11 protein-coding genes are annotated in these 20,785 nt (G+C 51.8%); 5 read left to right on the top strand and 6 right to left on the bottom strand.

Annotated features, from left to right (window positions below):
* Positions 1-11: 11 nt before the first annotated feature.
* Positions 12-2,507 carry a glycoside hydrolase N-terminal domain-containing protein gene (locus M4J38_RS05700; protein ID WP_251758572.1) on the bottom strand — a complete coding sequence of 832 codons (2,496 nt, stop codon included), beginning with the start codon at positions 2,505-2,507 and terminating at the stop codon, positions 12-14.
* Between the two features lie 947 nt (positions 2,508-3,454).
* On the opposite strand from M4J38_RS05700, the gene M4J38_RS05695 reads away from it, so the two are divergent.
* A complete protein-coding gene (locus M4J38_RS05695) occupies positions 3,455-9,118 on the top strand; it encodes a hypothetical protein (RefSeq protein ID WP_251758571.1) in 5,664 nt (1,887 codons plus the stop codon).
* A 155-nt stretch (positions 9,119-9,273) separates the two neighbouring features.
* Complete coding sequence (locus M4J38_RS05690; protein ID WP_251758570.1) at positions 9,274-13,674, top strand: hypothetical protein; 4,401 nt, start codon at positions 9,274-9,276, stop codon at positions 13,672-13,674.
* A gap of 99 nt (positions 13,675-13,773) precedes the next feature.
* Here the strand turns inward: M4J38_RS05690 and M4J38_RS05685 are convergent, their stop codons facing one another.
* The 5 genes from M4J38_RS05685 to M4J38_RS05665 form a co-directional block, all read right to left on the bottom strand.
* The gene (locus M4J38_RS05685; protein ID WP_251758569.1) at positions 13,774-14,373 is read right to left on the bottom strand and encodes an alpha-ketoglutarate-dependent dioxygenase AlkB; all 600 of its coding nucleotides are present in this window, start codon (positions 14,371-14,373) and stop codon (positions 13,774-13,776) included.
* A gap of 272 nt (positions 14,374-14,645) precedes the next feature.
* Positions 14,646-15,494, bottom strand: coding sequence for a methylated-DNA--[protein]-cysteine S-methyltransferase (locus M4J38_RS05680; protein ID WP_251758568.1), 849 nt, complete (start codon positions 15,492-15,494; stop codon positions 14,646-14,648).
* A gap of 81 nt (positions 15,495-15,575) precedes the next feature.
* Complete coding sequence (locus M4J38_RS05675) at positions 15,576-15,767, bottom strand: hypothetical protein (RefSeq protein ID WP_251758567.1); 192 nt, start codon at positions 15,765-15,767, stop codon at positions 15,576-15,578.
* Between the two features lie 2 nt (positions 15,768-15,769).
* Positions 15,770-17,158, bottom strand: coding sequence for a radical SAM protein (locus tag M4J38_RS05670; protein ID WP_251758566.1), 1,389 nt, complete (start codon positions 17,156-17,158; stop codon positions 15,770-15,772).
* Positions 17,151-17,924, bottom strand: a complete 774-nt coding sequence (locus M4J38_RS05665; RefSeq protein WP_251758565.1) for a prolipoprotein diacylglyceryl transferase — start codon at positions 17,922-17,924, stop codon at positions 17,151-17,153. The genes M4J38_RS05670 and M4J38_RS05665 overlap by 8 nt, the downstream gene beginning before the upstream one ends.
* Before the next feature lie 107 nt (positions 17,925-18,031).
* Here M4J38_RS05665 and M4J38_RS05660 point away from each other — a divergent pair, with 107 nt between their 5' ends.
* Genes M4J38_RS05660 through M4J38_RS05650 form a run of 3 tightly spaced genes read left to right on the top strand, consistent with a single transcriptional unit; the run spans position 18,032 to position 20,779 of the window.
* Entirely contained in the window at positions 18,032-18,352 is a 321-nt protein-coding gene (locus M4J38_RS05660) for a helix-turn-helix transcriptional regulator (protein WP_251758564.1), read from the top strand.
* Positions 18,349-18,852 (top strand): SRPBCC domain-containing protein, encoded by a 504-nt coding sequence (locus M4J38_RS05655; RefSeq protein WP_251758563.1) that lies wholly within the window; start codon positions 18,349-18,351, stop codon positions 18,850-18,852. Before M4J38_RS05660 ends, M4J38_RS05655 begins: the two co-directional genes overlap by 4 nt.
* Before the next feature lie 22 nt (positions 18,853-18,874).
* On the top strand, positions 18,875-20,779 hold the full coding sequence (locus tag M4J38_RS05650) for an AAA domain-containing protein (RefSeq protein WP_251758562.1): 1,905 nt from the start codon (positions 18,875-18,877) through the stop codon (positions 20,777-20,779).
* The last annotated feature ends 6 nt before the right edge of the window (positions 20,780-20,785 follow it).

The raw sequence follows: 20,785 nt of genomic DNA, 5'->3' as shown, positions 1-20,785 counted from the left end.
GCGTGAAAAAATCACTTCACCGCCACCAACGCATACTTCTTCCCTTTCTCCGCCTTAAAACGCACCACATAATAATCTTTCTCCTTCTTACTTTTAAGCATCGTTCCTTTCACCTGCACCGGAACACTGGTTTTCACCACGCAGTTCCCGTTTTGCGAAGCAATGATCACAGCGTTTGCCAACTGCTTATCTTTCCATTGCAACGCCACCTCGTACCCTCCCCTGGCTTTCAGCCCTTTTATCTCTCCTTCAGACCAGGCCTCGGGCAGCGCTGGCAAAAGGTGCAGTTCTCCCAGGTGACTTTGCAGCAGCATTTCAGCCATACCAGCCGTTCCCGCGAAGTTGCCATCGATCTGGAAGGGGGGGTGCGCATCAAAGAAGTTGGGGTATGTTCCGCCTCCGCCTTTCCCGTCGGGACCGGAATAGTTGAGCAGGTTACGGATCAGCTTGTAGGCATGGTCGCCATCCAGGAGCCTGGCCCACCAGTTGATTTTCCAGCCCCGGGCCCATCCGGTGCCTTCATCACCCCGTAGTTCCAGGGATCTTTTGGCGGCATTAAAAAATTCGGGATTGTTGTTCAGGGAAAGTTGTCTGCCGGGGTGCAGGCCGAACAAATGCGAAGCGTGACGGTGTTCGGGTTCAGTTTCTTCAAAATCTTTGTACCATTCCAACAATTGCCCTTTACTGCCGATTTGCAGCGGGAACAGTTTTTTCCTGGCGGCGGTAATTTTATTCCTGAATTCAACGTCCGTTCCCAAAGCTTCGGATGCTTCGATCACATTGGTGAAGAGGTCCCAGATAATGGACATATCCATTGTTGTGGCCACAGAAACGGATTGTCCCTTCCCGTTCTTATCCCTGAAGTTATTTTCCGGCGAAGTGGAGGGCGCGGTTACCAGGTAGCCGTTCTTGTCTTCCACGAGCCAGTCGAGGGTGAACACCGCCGCTTGTTTCATGATGGGATAGGCATGTTGCGCAAGAAATTTTTTATCCCTGGTAAACGCGTAGCGCTCCCAAAGGTGCTGGCTGAGCCAGTTGCCGCCCATGTACCAATTGGCCCAAACGGGATCTCCGTCGCCTACATCGCCCACAGCGGTTGAGTGTCCCCATATATCCGAGTTGTGGTGCGCCACCCATCCGTTGGCCCGGTAAAATTCTTTTGCGGTAACGGCGCCTGTTTTGGAAAGATCTTTCAGCCAGTCCAGCAGTGGCTGGTGCATTTCAGATAAATTGGTGACCTCCGCGGGCCAGTAGTTCATCTGTGTGTTGATGTTGATGGTGTAATTGGAACTCCAGGGCGCACGGAGTTCTTTGTTCCAAAGTCCTTGCAGGTTTGCGGGCGGACCTCCCGGGCGACTGGAAGAAATGAGCAGGTAGCGGCCATACTGAAAATAGAGCATTTCCACACCGGGGTCGTATGCTCCTTTGGAATAACGTTCCAGCCGTTGATCGGAAGGAATAGTGCTTTGTGTGGTATTTCCGCTGGTATCTTTCAGGTTGAAATGAACACGATCGAAATATTTTTTGTAATCTGCCCGATGGGCTTGCAACAACTGCGTATAAGGCTTCAGCATTGCTTTCTGCAATGCGGCATTGGCCAGGGCTTTTTCATCCTTTCCTTCTTTGTCGGGGCATTTATCGAACCCGTTGAAACTGGTGGCCGCGGATACCAGCAATACAATTTCAGTGGCGTTTTTAATATGAATACCGGAGGTGTCTGTTGAAACGGAACCATCTTTCGTTAAAGCGTTCACCTGGCAATGGAAGCGCATGCCGTTGCAACCCGTCGTGTCTTCATAGATGACGTGCTCCCTGCCCTTTGGATTATAATAATTAGGGTCAACATGCGCGGGTGCCTTTCCGGATAGGGCAAGTCCGTTGGTGCCAACCGGAGCCAGTTTAAAACGAAGCAAACTTTTAGCGGAAACATCTATCGTTAACGCAGCTTTCTTATTGGCGCGGAGACGCACCACCAGCACCTTATCCGGAGCCGAGGCGAACACTTCACGGGTATATTCCGTTCCATCCACCGTGAACTTTGTGGTGGCCACAGCGCTGGTAAGATCAAGGTCCCTGTAATAAGAAGAAGGCTTTGCACCATCCAGTTGCTGCCGGAGCACCAGGTCGCCAAGGGGCATGTAAGATTGCGTATAATACCCCTGCATCTTCTTGGTGAGCTGCGCCGCTTTGCCATAATCCTCCTCTTCCAGCAATGCCTTTCTTATCTGTGCAAGATAGGTGTGCGCCTGCGGGTTCACATTCGTTTTAACGGGGCCGCCGCTGTACAACGTGCTTTCGTTCAGTTGCAGCAACTCTTCTTCCACACCACCGAATACCATTCCACCCATACGGCCGTTTCCTACGGGGAGCGCTTCCACCCACTTGTTCGCGGGTTTATCGTACCATAGCGTGAGTGTATTTCGTTGCTGCGCAACCAGGGAAGTTGCAAATAGAAATGAAATATTTGCTAAAATAAAACAATGTTTCAGCGGTGATTTTTTGCTCATTTTTTCAGAATTAATATGGTCAAACTGGCAATCTCTGGCAATGGGCACTGTGTTTTCGCTTGTTTTAGGGCGATAAGTGCCATTGGTGCATTTTAAATATACGTTTGAATAAGAACAATTCATGCTGTAGGGAATTGGGGTTTTCACGCGATTGCTTCCTGCTTCGTTCCTCGCAGCCTCGCAGCCTCGCAACTCGCAAAGGAGCAAGGACGCAAGGCGTTGGTTTGGGCAGGTTTTGTATAATGGAATTTTTGTCTCTCGCACTGCTTCGTTCCTCGCAGGCGCGGAGGCGCAACGTTAGCGCTTGGTTTGCATTCTTCTTTTTTAATTGCAGTCAGCGGCCCTGCATTTTGGCAGCGCAAATAAACATTTTAGAGGAGAAGAATTAATTAGCCGCAACCTTTAAAAAAAGTTTTACAACGCCTACCAGCTATTTCAGAATACAATAGTCCTTCGCTCCTGCGAGGAACGAAGCAGTGCGAGAGCGAAATATCTTTTTCTTAACTTCTACAAGAAAAGCGGGCCTATAAAATAAGCCTCCCGCCCATAAACAGCCACGTTGCGCCTTTGCGCCGTCGCGAGAAAATATTCCCCAGCGAGCTACATCTACAACCGCTCTGCGAGGCTGCGAGGCTGCGAGGAACGAAGCAGGAAGCAGGAAGCAATCGCGTGAAACCATCTTCCACAGAAAATACCACTAAATGTACCACCCCCACCTCTTTTTTCTATCCATAAAACGTCTACCTTCATCCTCCCCAAACGAAAATTCTCTGAACCGTGCAGGTTAATTTTTCTGATGTGCCATTGAAAGCCCGGAATCCTCTTCCGGTGCCGTGTTCCAGGTGTAGCATTTAAAAACCTTATTCCCTCACAGGCAATAAGAACGTGTTGGAAACAACCTTCCATCGCGCAGTAAACCCGTATGCTCATTAAAACATCAACGTGCTATGACACAGGACCAACTCACACGGTTACTCGAGAACATCACCCTGCAGATCGCACCCGGAAAACCGGGGCAGGAGGAGCTGCTGCAAAAGGCGCAACGGGCCATCGCCGCCTCCGTCGTAAAAGGGGATATCCCCTATTCGGGTGAGCGGTTTCTTTTCTCAGGCTCCGATATGTATGCCAGAAAACAGGCTGGAACGGAGACCCTGAAACAGATTTCTTCCATTTCAAAAAAAATCCTGGAAGAAAACAAGGATCCCGAAACCCGCTTCTTCATCCGAAGCGTTCCGGTAAGGCAATATGAAGTGGCCGGCAGTATTCCCGACTGGGCCGTGGGCGCCAAACCCACGGAAACATTGGGGCCATTCCTGAACCAGGAAGGAAGAGAAATATGGATAGATGTGTACCGGATCGAAAAGCTGGTAACACTGTATATGAGCGGTATTCCCGTGCTGCTCTTCAAAACCACTGTACGGGGAAGACTGGTGCCGATAGGTGGAGGAACCCCACCATTGCTGAATGAATATGTATTGAATCCCGGCAGTTTGTGGATCAACGCGCGGTTACTTTCTCCTTCAGCACCCACAGACAAATTCGTTGGACTGAAAATAAAATCGGGCAGCATCAAAACCTCTATACTGCCCGTATTACAAAATAACCAGGCAACCCTGAACCCCGCTTCGGTACTCACGTTCACCCTTACCATCGACCATACGCAGGAATCCTTTCCAGGAGATGGTTCCCCTTACGGAGAAGATGCCAGGAACGCGACCTACCAGCTTCCCGCAACACTCAGTTTCGTTTACCAGAACGCGAAGGTGGACATTACCGGCCTGGGGGCGGCAAAATGCACCCTCTACGGACAAGCCATCTCTTTTACCAATACCACACAAGCCGCGATAACACTGGAATACAACGCAGGCATCAGCAAAATACTGGTGCCCTGGAAAGCGGATGTCTCCACCTTTGAAGTGAAGTCCTGTAAAAGTAATTTCGCGCAAATTTCAGGTTCGGCGCCCATTGAAAAAACGTACTGGGGACTTCCCGTAGCCACCTTGGAAGTGGCCAATCCCGTTGCGGCAGAGAGTGGCGGTTCGGTGATCCTGCAGTTGGGAAAAGGGTTGCGCGCAAAATGGAATGGATTGCAATACGAAGAGCTCCGTTTACAGCAACCGCTCCTCAATGCGGAGCCTTCTATGATCTCCCTGCTCGACCTGAAAGCCGAAGCACAGGGCGCCAGGCACGAACTTGTTTTGTGGCAGGAAAAAGAAAAGCCCGCTTCCACGGCAGAACTTTCTTTCCTCAACGCATCACCGTTCATGCTCGCGGTCTCCGCGGAACAAAACCAGGAAATGCTCACCGTTTTCTGCGACGCAGACATCCAGGCCGACCGGCCATTGAAGGTAGATAGTACACCTTTCCCCGTGCGTTCCCGCGCTTCCGCGCTGGTGCTGGGCGCCAACAAAACAAGAAGACTGTTTTACCTCTTCGATGATAATTTACTCTGGGACAACAAAAAACCGGAAGACAAAGAACCCAAAATTACCTGGCACGCCATTGCGCTTGAAAACGCCGTTTTTACCGTTTCACCCGTTACCGGTTTCATGCTCTTCGGCGAACTGGATAATACATATAAAAAAGTGCAGCGTGCCAACTTCTTCCTGCTCTTCGGCCTGCAAAGTTATCTCCCCATTCTACCGGATCCTTACGTGGGCGACCTGCTGCGCTGGCGCAGACTCTTCGCTGGAAGAACAGCCGGTACGGCCGCTGGCGCCACGATGATGCAAAGCATGTCGCAGGTGCATACCACACTCATCTGTACCGTTCGCTACGCGGCCGGATCCGAAGGTGATGTGGTGGATACCGATTTTTATTTCGGTACACCACCCGCGCACGGCTGGCTGGAATTGCCAGCCGCTGAAACGGATACCCCAACGCCGGTGCCGGAGCCCGTTCAGCCCGCACCGCCTGTGCAACCTGCACAACCGGATCGCCCCTTCCGGCCCGTATTCACGGGAAGGCCTGTACGCATTAATCCAGCGGTGCTCCGTCCCGCCGCGGTTACCGTGAACCCGTTGCTGAAAACGGTAAAACTGAATACCGGTGGAAGACTGGCGCAGTTTAAAAATGTTTCCAAACTGAACGTGGCCGATCTCATCAAGGATAAGATCACGGAACATCCCATCGGAGATGTTTTCAAACCGCTGGACCCGGAAATAATCAATAAACCCAAAGAAAACATCACACTGCAAACCGCCACCTCCGGCGATGTGTTTAATGGTGCCCGGTTGCGCACGCAAAAGGACAATTCCTACGAATCGTTCTGGGACGACCATGTAATTGGGAACCGGCTCGAAGCAGATGCATTCTCCTTACTTGACGTGAGTAGTAATGCCCACCAGATGGGCATCAGTCTGAACGCCAATTTGCTTTTCGTGAAAACGGGCAACATCCGTGGCGTGGCCGAAGGAGAACAGGCCGTTACCAACGTCAACCCCTCTTTCCCGTTTGTAGTGGAAGGTATGCAGGTGAAATCGCCGGGCACACTTGTGAAATCGTTCACCCTTCCGCAAATGGCCTGGGAGCCCGTTATTAATTTAACACCCCCGGACAGAGACGATCCCAACAACCCCAATTCCCCCAAACTGGCCATGGATCCCGAAGCCGGTGCCCTGTACTTCCCTGACGATGGCGGCGCTACCCGCATCTGGAACAACAGCACCGACCTCGTTGCGCTGGCTCCCATCCCCGTTATCGATGCGCTGATAAAGGATTTTAAAGAGAATCCGAAGAACTTTACCGTGGCCGCCATTACGCTTCCATTCGGCTTAAAAGCCATCAGTTTCATTTCTAAAAATTTTGTTGAACCCGTTAAACCGGATATCGAAAACCTGCGCCCGCTCTTCCGCAGCAACGGCGATGGCACATACAAACTGGAAGGCGGTATCCAGCTCAAAATGAAAGCGGGCGATTTCGGGAAACCCGTGCCCACGCCACAAGAGAAGGACGAACCCATGTTCCCCGGTTATACCATTCAACTCAATAACCTGCTTACACCACTGGGGCAACCTTCCGGCGCCAGCAACCTCGGGCACAGGGTGTCGGAAATTTTCAACAACGAATTCCTCATCGCACCAATTGGTGTGCCCGGACTTGAAAACTCCCGCGGCGTACCGGTAAGCAGGATGGACCTCACCGGCTACGGCGCCAGTATCTTCAGTAAATGGATCAGTCCTACCGCTGCCATGGCACAAACCAGTCAGGCCCGGTTCGATGTGATGCTCGGCAGAACGGGCCACGAAGTGATCCAGGTGAAAAGTATTCTCTACCCCTGGGGCATCCGTGTGGTACGCACCATTACCGTTTTCAGAACAAGTACCGGTTATGTGTACCGGACCGACAGCGGCTGGAAAGCCGAAAGCGACGGGCTCTTCGATTTCTCTTACCGCTACCTCAAACTGGGTGTTGATCCTTATTCACCTCCACCGCAACCCGGCGATTTTAAAACGGAGAACGAACCCTTCGAGTTCCACCCCGGCGTCATCAAAGGATTGTTCAACATCCGCAACATCAAAGACGCGCCTTCCGTAGCCGAATACATCGCGGTGAACAATATTCAGGGTGGCACCACTTATGTGAATGGTGTGAAAGGCATGGAAATGACCGCCCCGGCCGCGGGTATTGAAGAACCCGTAAAATGCGGCGCGGTATATTTTGATGCCGATGTTGAAATTGAAAACGTGGTGCAGGGACACGTGAACAAACGTGTGGTGTCTAAAAAAATTCTCGGTTACGTGCAGGTGGCTCCGGCAGGTAAACCACTTACCGCAAATCAACTCCGGGACCTGATGAACCTGCACGGTGGCGTGATTGGCGGTGATATCGACTGTGTGATCGACATCAACAACAGCGACCAGCAGATGAAAGCCACCCGCTTCGATGCCAACGTTTCCATCAACGAAAATGGCGATCCCGCCTTTGTGCTGGCGGTGCGCGGCCAGGTATTACTCCCCAAAGACGGCAGTTGGGCGATGGTGCAACACAACACGGGTACCGGCGATGTAACCCCACTTCCTTCCAATACTTCCGTTCCGCTGATCCGCAAAGGCAAATGGAAAAAGAATGTGGTGATCGATCCCGCCGTGGTTACGGGACAACTCCTCCGCATCGCGCATCCATTGGAAATCATCCGCGAAGCCACCAACAACACCATCAACTTCGGCTACCTCCAAACTACCGGAACGCAAAAAGCGCTGTTTCTCACACCGGCGTATGGCCTGGGTAAAAAAATGCTCCTCAGCAAAACGCCGCCCATCTTTGCCGACGCTTACCGCCTGATGACGGGCAACGGCATCTTCCCCAATATCGGCAATGCCATCAGCAATTTCGGAAAGGCCATGCCTTTGTTCCATGGAAAGAACCCGGATAAAAGTCTGTTCGAAGCCTTCACTACCAGCAATCTCCAGGATGGCGCCACCAATGTACTGGAGCTCATGAAAGTGGAAGCCGTAAAAGCAGGAGAAGCCGTGATAGAACAGGGCATGAGCCTGTTGCAGAAAGGCGCCAACGGCGTGCTGGACAAAGCCATGAAGTTTGATGTGCCCTCCTTTGAAGTACCACTGGTGGATACCGAAGCGCTCCGGATTTACATTGAATACAAAACAGGAGGCAAGGACGTACCGCCCGCAGACTATGTGGACAGCCGCCTGAACTTCGATGTGGAATCTTTCGCCTCTGATATGGGGAACCAATGGAAAAGCCGACTCAACAACCTCGCCATGGTAGTGGACCTCGGCGATATGGATCGCCTCATGACCATCAAAGGAAATTTCGATTCCAAAAAAGGAAAAGAAACCGGTTATGAAGGTGGTCCCGGAGACATCACCGAAGGACTACCCACGCCCGAAATTGAATTCAGCGACGCGCTCCAACCCGTGATCGATATCCTGCAAGTACTCGCCAGCCTAAGTTCCGGCAACTATGCCGATGCCATGAAAAAAGGACTGAAAATAGCCATGGGCAACAGCGGCGAAATATGGGAATACAAATTTGAAGCGACCAAAGAAATCCCGCTGGTGCGTTTCCCGCCAACAGATGAATTGTACAACAGCGCCCAAACGCCGCTGAAGCTGGAAGCCTCGCTGGCGCTGGGTGTGTACTTCAATGCCGCACTCAAAGTAACCACCGATCCCACGCAGTTACTACCCACCGCTGGCGCTTTCCTCCAGTTCAAAGGCGGACTGAAAGTGATGTGCGTTTCGGTTGGCGTCGGCTCCATCTTCGCCATCGGAAATGTAGGTGTGAAGATCGCCTGCGATACCAAAGTAGGCCCCAGCCTCACCCTCGATTTCGGCTTCGGCATCGAGATCGTGGTGAGCCTCCCCGTGGTTGGAAACGCCAGCGTGAGCTACATGGTGGGCGTGCAGATGTATGCCGATAAAGATAAAGTGGTGGTGGCCGCCATGATGCGCTTCAGGGGCCACGCCTCACTGCTCGGCGGCATCGTGGCCGTAACCATCACCATCGAAGCCAAAGGCATCATCGTAAGGCAAAACGATGTGACCGATTGTTCGGCACAGGTCACTTTCGCCATCGACATCAGCATCTTCCTCATCATCGACATCAGTTTCTCCAAAACATGGGGGGAAGACAGGCAAATAGCTTAGTAATGAACAAATTTTTGCGTAATACCGGCTTTTGTATTGCATGGCGGCTTCGTTGCGTCGCAAGCACTTCATCGCCTGTGCCAATGGCAGCAGCAATCGTTTTCAAAAGCAGTATCCACCATACCCTTCAATCATACATTTAAAAAACAAATCGCATGGAAGCGAAAAGAAGATATTCAACAATGGTGTTCCCCCAGGGATTCGACGGGAACATACTCTCCCTCAACATCGTACTGATCCCGCGCAACCAGGACCCGTTCGTTCCTTACAATACCGGGCTGGCGGCACATCCCACGGCAACCGCTTTCGCCAACCTGGTACCGCAGTTTGAAATAGCCGTGGCCAACGGTCTTGATGAATGGCCCATCGGCAACGCCACCGCTGCCGGACAGGTGCCCGTTAAAATACCGGTGACCGTTACCGATGCCACCAACAAGTTCCAGTTGTTGCAAGGCATCGCAACTGAACTCGGCGCCAAAATAAATATGGACGGCAGCTCCGCCGACAAAACAGACAAAGCGCCCGATACACCCCTGCCGGAAAACCAGAGCGTACAAAAATACCTGCCGGAAACCTACAGGAACGCCTTCAACTTCACTTCCCCACGGCATCCCAATGCAAAGCTGGACGACAGCTACCATTGCGCGTTAAAAAAAGATACCTCCAAAGATCCCACCTGGAAAAACAACGATGACCTGAGTTGGGGACAGGTGTTCGCCCACATCCTTCGCCAGCCCATGCTGGCCCGCGCCTGCGGGATGATCTATTCCGTTTCTATAGATATCAGTCAGCAACCGGGTTTACTCTCCAAAGGCGGCTTCGTTTACGTGAACATCATTAACGATGAATACCTCCAGATACAAAACCAGTTATTAAACGACCCGCAGGGGCCCTTCATCAAGAGATATGCAGCCAGGATACCAGCGCTCACTACAGGTGAGCCGCGCCCTGTTTTTGCTCCTCTACTCTTCCCCGTGCTGCACCGCATGGAGGGCTCCCTGGTTGACCCGGAACCCCCGAAAGCGGAATGGGACAAGATCTTCGCCGAACTGAACGAATACAACGACGGGTTCGCGAAGATCGTCCATGCCGGCCAGCAGGTAAGCAACAACATCCTCAGCGAAACACAGGACGGTCCCGCACCACAGTCCGACACCGGCATCCGCCTCGCCTGGGACGATGAACAGATCATGATATGGTACCTCCGCCAGCTCAGCGCTAACCCCCTCGATCCCGGAAAGCGCCTCGATGTGCCCATGGGTGTTTACGGCTACCGGATAGATGTAGCCGAAGATGAAGAAGGTGCCGGATGGGGAAGCCTGAACCTGGTGCAAAGCAACCAACCACTCGCCATTGGAGGAGCAAACCTGGGCAACGATGCCAACCAGCCCATCGAACTGCCCTACCAGGTGTTTCCTTCCCAACTCGACAACAACACCAACGCACCCTACTGGCTGCCCATGTACTTCACCAACTGGATCGGCAAAAGCCTGGTATTGAAAGATGTGGATGCCGTGCGCATCAACCGCCACGCCGAAGCAATGAAGTCGCTGAAAGAGCAAACTCCTAAAAGCGTGGACGAGGCTACGCCTTACACGGAAATTCCTGCGGGTATCGACCTCCGCTACGGCAACCGCTACCGCTTCCGGGTAAGGATGATGGACATCAGTGGTGGCGGCCCTTCTATCGGAGAAGATGTATTCAACAATGCGCCTGCTCCTTCCGCGAAGCACCATTTCAAAAGATTTCTCGAACCCGATCTCTGCCGGATCGAACAACCGGAGCCGCTGCGCACCGCGCTTTCTTCCTACTTCAACAAAACCGGTATGGAAGAAGATGCGCCTTCTATACCCAACCCTGTGCTTCGCATCCGCCGACCCCTGCTCAATTACCCCGCTGTATTGTTCACCGGTAAATACCAGGCCGCGGGACTCAACCCCGTTGACCTGTTGATCGCTTCCACACAAACCGCCGACGAAAGCAAAGTACCCGGCATAGCCGATCCCGATGTTACCAAAGTGGAAATAAAAGTGGAGATTGAAACGCTGAAACTCGACAACCTGCTCAGCGAATCGGGACGGGAAAACTACATCACCCTGTATACCACCACCCGAAATTTCCCCGAAGGCTTCGACGACCAGCTGGAACTGCCCGTGGTGTTCCACGATACACCCGTTCTGCTCGCGGGAAATCCGGATGATCCCTTCAACCGGCCCGATCTCGATAAAGCGGCCATCGATGCCATGACCGACATTCCGCTGCCCACCGCCAGAAGGATACGCGTTACCGTTAGAGGCGTTTGTGAAGGCGATGGCAACTATTTCGGCTTCATCCATCCCGGTGATCCGGAACGGGATACACGCTTCGGTAAAACTGCACAATTCTGGTTCCACCAGGCATCCACCAACGAAGAAGACCTGCTGTTGCCCCAGCCCAACGTACCTGAACTGCAGGGCATCTATCTTCAGCCCGATCCGCCCTACCTCAATACGGGCAAGTTCTCCAGCTTCTTCCTCCTCCGCGAGGTGGACGGCGGCATGCCCGATATTGTACAGCGTTTCGCCCAGAAACTGGGCCTGCGCTCCAACGGACTCACCCTGATGGGTAAAAAAGGACAGCGCGTGGTATTCGGGTGCAGTCCCAGAATCAGGCACCATCTCTCTCCCGATCACGGCAGCATCACCTTCTCTTCCAAAGGTGATCTTTGCAACCACTGGCTCGGCTGTGTGGTGCACCGCCTCAACCGGGACTGGACCTGGAACGGCCTGGAAGACGTGGCCTTCACGATCAGCCGCCGGAAAAAATTCGCCCGTGACGCGGATGGCGAAGCTGAAAACCTCGCCGTACTGGGTGATATTGAAATGAAAAGATCGGCTTCGTTCGAAAGCCTTCAAACAGATGAATTCGGAGACATCAACCGGGAACATACTTTGCTGGTGTTCATTGATGCGATTGAACCGAAATCCTCCTTGCAACGTACCGGAGGCGGCTTGCGTTACCCTGATGAAATAGAAGTTCAATATACGCTTACCCCGAGGTTCCGTCCGCTGCATGGCGCACCGCAGGAACATCCTTCCGAAGCGCTGCGTTTACCCACCACCATCGCACCATCCCAGGTGCCGGAGATCGCCAGCGTGGGCATCGCCTTCTCACCCTATCGTGCCAACGAAAAATACAGCACCACCGAGCCGCGGCAGAAATACCTTTGGGTGGAACTGAAGGAACCCGTGAAAGATCCGCACGATACCTTGTTCTGCCGCGTATTGGCGTATGCGCCTGACCAACTCATCAGCAACAACCAGGGCGGCATTATAACGGAAGTGCCGGAAGAACCGCCATTGCCCATCGATCCCGAATACATCCGCGCCATTACACCCGGCCAAACCGATGATATGGCCGGCCTCAGCGCCATGCAACCCATGGAAAAGGCCGCTGACGACGATGATATCCATTACCTGCTGCCACTCCCTCCCGGACTACATGCTGAAAGTCCTGAGCTGTTCGGCTTCTTTACCTACGAGTTCCGCATCGGCCACGGCCACTGGAGCGCGCAGGAAGATGAGCAGGGTCACCTGTGGAGCACCGCCCAGGGCCGTTTCGGACGACCACTCCGCGTTACGGGCATGCAACATCCGGCACCGAACCTGTTGTGCAACGTGAACCGCGATAAAGACAGGCTCTACCTTACCGCGCCTTATGCCAAAGCCGTATGGAAAGGCCGTAATGTAACCGCCAACCCGCCGCGCACACAATTACACGGTCTGCTGTACGCACAGGTAAGGCAAGCCGATGGAAACGGCTACCGGAATATTCTCCTCGATGAAAAAATGATGGTCCTCAACAAACCCGTTATTGACCCGATAAGGCCGGGCAGAACCGGCGGACTCTCCGCCGCCAACCTCACCATGGCGGCCTGGACCGTAGACCAGGTGGATACCGCCGAAAAAGCGAACGTACTGGTAAGTAACCTCTCCCTTATGGACGATGATGCCATCGCCTCCCTGCAACTGGATGCCGAGGTTACTAAAAAAGTGTCGCATATTCTCAGTGCCCGTCGCCAGGGCCGCATCAACCGGCTCGACGCCGCCACATCCGCGAAATTGGTGAACGCATTCAACCAACTGAAAGATAAGATTGACCTGGCACCGGTGGTGGAAGCCAACGTGGTGAATGCCGGACAAAAGTTCACCCAGGCATCCCTCGCCGCAGGCGCGAAGATCGCCGCTTACAAGGATATTCCGAAAACAGCCACAGTGGTATGGGACAACAAAGAAATCTCGATGTTACTCGCGCAACTTGGTTTACCGCAGGATTCACCACTCAGTGTATTGGCAGTGGAAGTGTTCGGGAACATTACGAGTATTTTTGAACACCTCGGTATGCCCATGAACCAGGTGGAACAACTCACCCAAAAGCAACCACAGGTGTATCAAACACTGGTGCAACGTGCGCAGCGTCAGCAACAGGCGCTGGGGAACGAATTGGGGAACTACAGGATTCTGCGGACATCGCCGCTGACGGAAGTGCCGTTTGTGTGTTGCACGACTTGCGGATGAGGTGATTTTTTTCACGCGATTGCTCCTTTGCGTTGCGAACTGCGAGGAACGAAGCAGGAAGCAATCGCGTGAAAATCAACGAAACATCCTCAAAACCAACTATCCCATACTCCGAAACGTCAGGTTCACCCGGGCCTCCGCCACCTTCTTCGTTTTCGGTACGCAATGCAGCCAGTGGGTTTGCGTGGTGCCTTTCATTTCCAGCAAGCTACCGGGAGCCAGCATCAGCGAAACCTGTTCGTTGGTGCGGCGGTGCTTCATGCTGAACTTCCTTTCCGCCCCCAGGCTCAGTGAAGCGATGCTGGAACCCGCTACCAGCGTTTTTTCATCATCGCTGTGCCAGGCCATGCCCTCGTCTCCGGAATGGTAGAGGTTGAGCAGGCAGGAGTTGAACCTGTTGCCCGAAACGGTTTCCACCCGTTGTTTCAGCTCCAGGAGCTCCTTCGTCCAGGGAAGGGCTTCTTTGGTGGTGTTGGAATAAGTATAGGAAAAACGTTCATCGCCATACCAGGCCACTTTGCGTTTGGTCACAATGTGTTTGCCGAATATGACCGCCTCATCATTTCGCCATTCAATATCGTGGAGCATTTTGCGGAGGAAGAAATTACATTGCTCCGGGGTTAGGATGATGCCGTGGTAAACGGTCTCGCCATCGTAGGGCAGGAGGTTGGGAATGGTATGTTGGGTGAAAAGATTCATTGGTGTCCGGTATTTGTGCTGACTTTATAGTTGCTATGTCTTCGCATTAAAATATCAGTTAATATACATTGCATGTGTAGGTGTTTATCTTTTTGGGCAGAATTTCCTGTTTTTAGGTGGAAAATCGGTTGTAAGCTGCGAGCCTGTTGTATTGCAGCGGTTCGGTGCGGAGGAACCAGCGGTGCCACCGACGTTGTTTTCCCCGGGTGCCTTTGGTGTTTTGCACTTGTCGTGTTCCGTGTTTTTCTTCTTTAATTTATTTGCGAACCAACTTATGGCGTTTCCTCTTCTTCCCGCGCATGCTGTGCGGCCTCCCAGCCAATCATACTGGCTTTGCGCACGCTGCCCCAATGGTATTGCCCGATAATACCAGAAGACTGGATCACCCGGTGGCAGGGGATAATATAAGCAACCGGGTTATCACCGACCGCGGATCCCACCGCGCGGGATGCTTTGTGGTGGGCGATCTGCTGCGCCAGCAAATTGTAGCTGGATAATTGCCCCGGTGGGATTTTCAGGAGCGCTTCCCATACTTTCAGTTGAAAGGGTGTTCCTTTCAGGTGGAGTTTCACTTGTGCGGGAGCGCCGGAAAAAACTTTCAATGCTTCCTGCTGGTGCACGTCTGTTGCTTTAGAGAGTGCGGCTCCGGGGAATTTCCGTTTCAGTTCTTCCAACGCGGCCGCTTCTTCAACATAAAAAGCCATGTAGCAAACGCCCCTGTGCGTGGAGGCAATGATCACCGGACCGAACTGTGTTTCAGCGAAGGAATACTGCATGGAAAGCGCTGCACCCCCGTTCTTGTATTCCCCGGGCGTCATGCCTTCGATGTGGATGAACAGGTCGTGTAAACGTCCCGTGCCGGAAAGGCCCGTTTCGAAAGCAGTATCCATCAGCGTGGCACGTTCCCGGAGCATAGCTTTAGCGTGTTCCAGACTAAGGTATTGCAGGAATTTTTTCGGACTCACGCCGGCCCATTCGGAGAACATCCGCTGAAAATGGAAGGAACTGAGGTGCATTTTAGAAGCCAGCTCCTCCAGGTCGGGTTGGGAACGGAAATTTTCCCCCAAATAATGGATGGCTTCAGCGATGCGGTTATAGTGATGCGATTGGTCTTGTGGCATGAAATGGAATTACCCTGCAAAGATGGGGTAAGAAGGGGAGATGGAATACCCGGAACTTGCGGAATAAGGCAAAAACATGCTTCAATGGAAGTTCATGTTGCCGCAAACGGCGAAGCCGATCAGGAGTTCAATACCCAGCAGAATGGCCGCGATGAGAAATATCCTTTTGACGCTTTTCCGCTTCTGAGGCGAAAAAATAAGCACCAACCCGCTAATAATGGTGACTATCGGGGGAAGAAACAATATCAGCAGAAGAATAGCTATTTCATTCATGGTCAGCTATTAATCAGTTTTTTCAAATATACTTCCTTTTCATCCCTGTAAAACAGGTTCATCGTTTCAAAGGGGATAATGCGCCCGTCTTTATGAACGATGTGCACGCAGCTTTTTTTGATGGCGCGCACATCGAAATCGTAGGCGTCGATGAAGCGCATGATAATGATACGAAACAGGTTGTCGTAACTCAACCCCGGCGCCTGTATCTGCGGAAGGCAACACAGGAGCGACTGCATATCTTCTGTTACGGCATCCACGCTTACACCGGTGCTGAAAATGCGGATCACCTGCTCATGCAGGTTTTCGTCCTGTTCATACACGATCGTGTTCCTGGCGCTGTTGAGCAGGATACTCGGATCAATGTAACGGGTGAGGGGGAATACTTCACCACCGAGTTTTAAGGCATAACCCATTGCCAGGGCATCGGGGTTACAGGGAACGGGCACAATATCGTTGGGTTGAAAAACGGGGCTTTGTTCCAGTATTTTTCTCCGCACATCGGTGAGGGTAATACGGTGTTTGGCCGGGTCAAAATCTTCATTTCTTCCCGCTACCTGCACGGGTTGAAACGTGACACCACGCACACATTTCTGTTTTAACGCGAAATCAATGATCTCGCCCACTTCATCGTCGTTCAGCCCTTGTTGCAGGGTCACCACCAGTGTGGTGGAGAGGTTGAGGGCGTTGAGTTTTTCCAGTGCTTTCTTCCGGGTATCCGTAAGGTCTTTGCCACGGAGCTGGATAAGCGCTTCGGATTTGAAAGAATCAAATTGCAGGTACAGTTCAAAATCGGGCATGTAGGTGGCTAGTCGCTCTGCGAAGCCTTCATCGTTGGCGATGCGGATGCCGTTGGTATTCACCATCAGGTGCCGGATGGGTTTTGTTTTGGCGATGTCGAGAATGCGGAAGAAGTCTGGATGCAAAGTGGGTTCACCGCCACTCAGTTGCACCACATCCGGGGTGCCTTCATTGGCCACAATGGTGTCCAGCATGGCTTCCACTTCTTCCACAGTACGGTGCCTTCCGTAATGTGGACTGCTCATGGCGTAGCAGGTGGGGCAGGTGAGGTTGCAACGGTCGGTGATCTCTATTACGGTAAGGCAACTGTGCTGTTCGTGGTCCTGGCACAACCCGCAATCGTAGGGGCATCCATAATGGGTGTTGGTATTCGTTTTCAGCGGCGCTTCGCTCGGTTTGTTGTAGTTGCGGGTGTTTTTATAATACTGGATATCCGTGGCGATCAATACTTTTTCCATGCCATGTTCAGGACATCTTTTCACCATAAACACCTGTTCGTTTTCGAAGATGATCTTGGCGTCCACTCTCTTCAGGCACTTCGTACAAAGCGATATCGTGAAATCGTAGTAGGTATAATCTTTTTCAGGCATAAGGGACCCGGTGTTTTCGGAAGAAGGAAAATAGGTGTTTTTCTGTGAAGAACAGCGTGGTATAATAAATTATTCCCGCGAGTGATGCCCATTGAATGGTCGACAATCCCGCCCAACTGTAATGTGGTTTGATGAAGTCCAGCAGGAAACGGAAAATACAGTAGCTGATGAGGAAGATTTTGAAAAGAAGTCCTTCTGCAAGTACATAATGTTTGGACCATCTTGCCAACAGTACCCATAAACAGATGAGGAACACAATCTCGTACAAGGTAACCGGGTGCCGGAGGAGGCCGTCACCCAGGTACATACCGGTAAAAAAACGGGTAGGGATTCCGTAGGTTTCCTCGTGGATGCCCATGGAAAAACACCCGATCCTGCCGATGATCAACCCGAGCAGGATCGGGAATACGAAAAGATCGCCGCTGCTTCTTTTTTCACCAATCGCTTTTTTGATGGCTTCCGTTCCCAGCAATCCACCTAGAAATCCGCCCAGCACGGTTTTGTTCTGGTAGAAATACAGGAGTTTGTTGGGAGCGGCCAGCATGGCGGGAACATTTTCCAGTCCGCCAATGATCCTGCTGCCCAACACTGCGCCGAAAGTGGCGCCCACCAGTATCCAGAGCCGGTGTTCACTTTCAATGGCATCGCCTTTTTTCTTTTTGAGGTAGAGATAATACCTGAACGCGATAAAAAAAGCGAGCGGTTCCAGCACCACATGCCAGGGGATGGTCTTGTTAAAAAGGTGGATGGAAAAAGGGAACTGCATGAAGCGGGTAGATTTTAATAAAGGTATGTGATGGAGCAATAAAAAATTTGCGCAACCGAAAAGTTGCGTATATTCGCAACCGAATGGTTTCCTAAATAAATTCCGATATGAGAAGAGATGTTTTCCAGGCCATTGCCGACCCCACCCGCCGCGCCATCATTGTGCTGATCGCCACACAGGCCATGACGCCGAACGCGTTGGCCCAACATTTTGATATCACCAGGCAGGCCGTCTCCAAACACCTGGGCATCCTGGCTGAATGTGAACTGGTAAAGCAGGAAACCCGGGGCCGCGAAATTTATTACCAGCTGGAACTGCGTAAAATGAAGGAGGTAGACAAATGGCTGGAGCAATTCAGAAAACTATGGGAAACAAAGTTCAACCAGCTCGACGATGTATTAAAAACCATCAAAAACAATAAAAAATGAACAGCAATCTTTTATTCGATTTCACCGTTGACAAAGCCACCAACACCATCAACGTAAGAAGGGAGTTTGACGCGGATACCGACCTGGTCTGGAAAGCGTGGACCACCTCGGAACTGCTTGATCAGTGGTGGGCGCCAAAACCATATCGCTCCCTTACCAAAAGAATGGACTTCCGCGAAGGTGGTCACTGGCTGTACGCGATGGTGAGCCCGGAAGATGAAAAACACTGGTGCCGTGCGGACTACAAAACCATCGAGCCTTTAAGAAGTTTTTCCTGCCTCGATGCGTTCTGCGATGAAAACGGCAACCTCAACACATCCTTCCCGCAAACCGAATGGCTCAACACTTTCATCGACAATACCGGAACCACCACCGTTGACATCCTGTTGAAATACGCTTCCCTCGAAGACCTGGAAAAGATCGTGTCCATGGGCTTCAAAGAAGGCTTCACCATGGGACTCTCCAACCTCGACCAATTGCTGATTCAACTGAAAAAATAAACGCAGGCGTTACCTTTGCGCCATGGATTATTTCAAACAGCTTCAGGAATTATTACAGATCGAAAAAAACGAGGACAGGAAACAATACGAATTCATCTCCGCCCAAACATCCGTTGCACAACGGAGAGCGAACGGCATCGCCTGGTACCCCATCGCCATCCGTGGATCAGAGATGGGGCGGGGCGACTACCTGGTGCTGGAACTGGAAAGGACCACGCATACCGATGTGGCGCACCAGTTCCGCTTTGGCGTGCCGGCCGTACTGTTTTCCCAGCACGATCCCAAAAACTGCAGGCTGGAAGGCGTGGTGAATTACCAGAGCGGCAATAAAATGAAGCTGTCGCTCCGAACCGATGAACTCCCCGATTGGGCCGATGATGGGAAACTGGGTGTAGATATCCTGTTCGATAACAATAGTTACGAAGAAATGGAAGCCGCGCTGAAGAGGGCTGCTTCCCTGGCAGGTGAACCTAAAGAAGGACGGCTGGTGCAGGTGCTTACGGGTGCCGCAAAGCCTGTTTTTCACGAAATGCCTTTCCAGTCCTTTCCTTCACTCAATACTTTCCAGAACAACGCTGTTCAGAAGATCCTTTCCGCCGCGGACCTTGCCATCGTACATGGCCCGCCGGGAACAGGTAAAACAACCACGCTGGTACGGGCCATCAAAGCGTTAACGGAACAGGGGAACAAAAAGATACTGGTAGTGGCGCCCAGCAATACCGCCGTGGACCTGTTGAGTGAAAAGCTGTCCGATGAAGGATTAAATGTATTGCGCGTGGGCAACCCCGCCCGGGTTTCTGAAAAATTGATTTCGCTTACACTGGACAGTAAGGTGGCGCAGCACCAATCGGTGAAAGAGATTAAAAAACTCCGCAAACAGGCCAACGAATTCCGCGATATGGCCCATAAGTACAAACGCAGTTTCGGCAGGGCCGAAAGGGAACAACGGAAATTACTGTTCGCCGAAGCGCGCAACATTATGAAACAGGTGGAGCAAACCGAACAGTATATTGTAGATGATCTCCTGAACCGGGCGCAGGTAATTACCGCAACACCAGTCGGCGCCAATCATTATACCGTGCGCCATTTACAATATGATGTAGCCGTTATCGATGAAGCGGGTCAGGCGCTGGAACCCTCCTGCTGGATTCCTGTATTAAAGGCACGTAAACTGGTGATGGCCGGAGACCATTGTCAATTGCCGCCCACCATTATTTCGGAGGAGGCCGCGAAAAAAGGATTGAGCAAAACTTTGATGGAGAAGAATGTTGAGTTGCATCCCGAAGCGGTGGTATTGCTGGAAGAACAATACCGGATGCACGAAAGTATCATGGAGTACGCATCCGCTATTTTCTACGATAATAAGTTAAAAGCAAACAGTGCTGTTGCCGGGCATTTATTGTTTGACGAGGATGAGCCCCTGCTTTTTATTGATACAGCGGGTTGCGGTTTTGAAGAAAAGCTGGAAGGCACCAGCACAAGTAATCCGGAAGAAGCGGCCTTTTTATTAAGGCATCTTTCCGGGATGGTGGAAACTTTGAAAGAAAAGAAGGGAAAAGAAAAATTTCCTTCCGTGGCGGTGATTTCACCTTACCGCGAACAGGTTCGCATATTGAAGGACTTGTTGCAACACAATGCTTTGTTAATGCAGGTGAAAGAACACATTTCCGTTAATACTATTGATGGGTTCCAGGGACAGGAAAGAGATATCGTATACATCTCCTTAACGCGCAGTAATCCTGATAACAGGATCGGATTTCTTTCTGATATCAGAAGGATGAATGTAGCGATGACGCGTGCGCGTAAGAAACTGGTAGTGGTGGGCGATAGCGGAACATTGTCCCAGTTTCCTTTCTACGCGGGCTTCATTGCCCACGCAGAAAGGAAAGACGGCTACAAAAGCGCCTGGGAATTTATGGAGGTGTGATTGTTT

It is taken from the genome of Parasegetibacter sp. NRK P23 (assembly GCF_023721715.1).
In the GTDB taxonomy this organism is placed as follows: domain Bacteria; phylum Bacteroidota; class Bacteroidia; order Chitinophagales; family Chitinophagaceae; genus Parasegetibacter.
The sequence above is the reverse complement of the archived record's forward strand: the minus strand, read 5'-3'. Positions and strand labels throughout refer to the sequence as shown.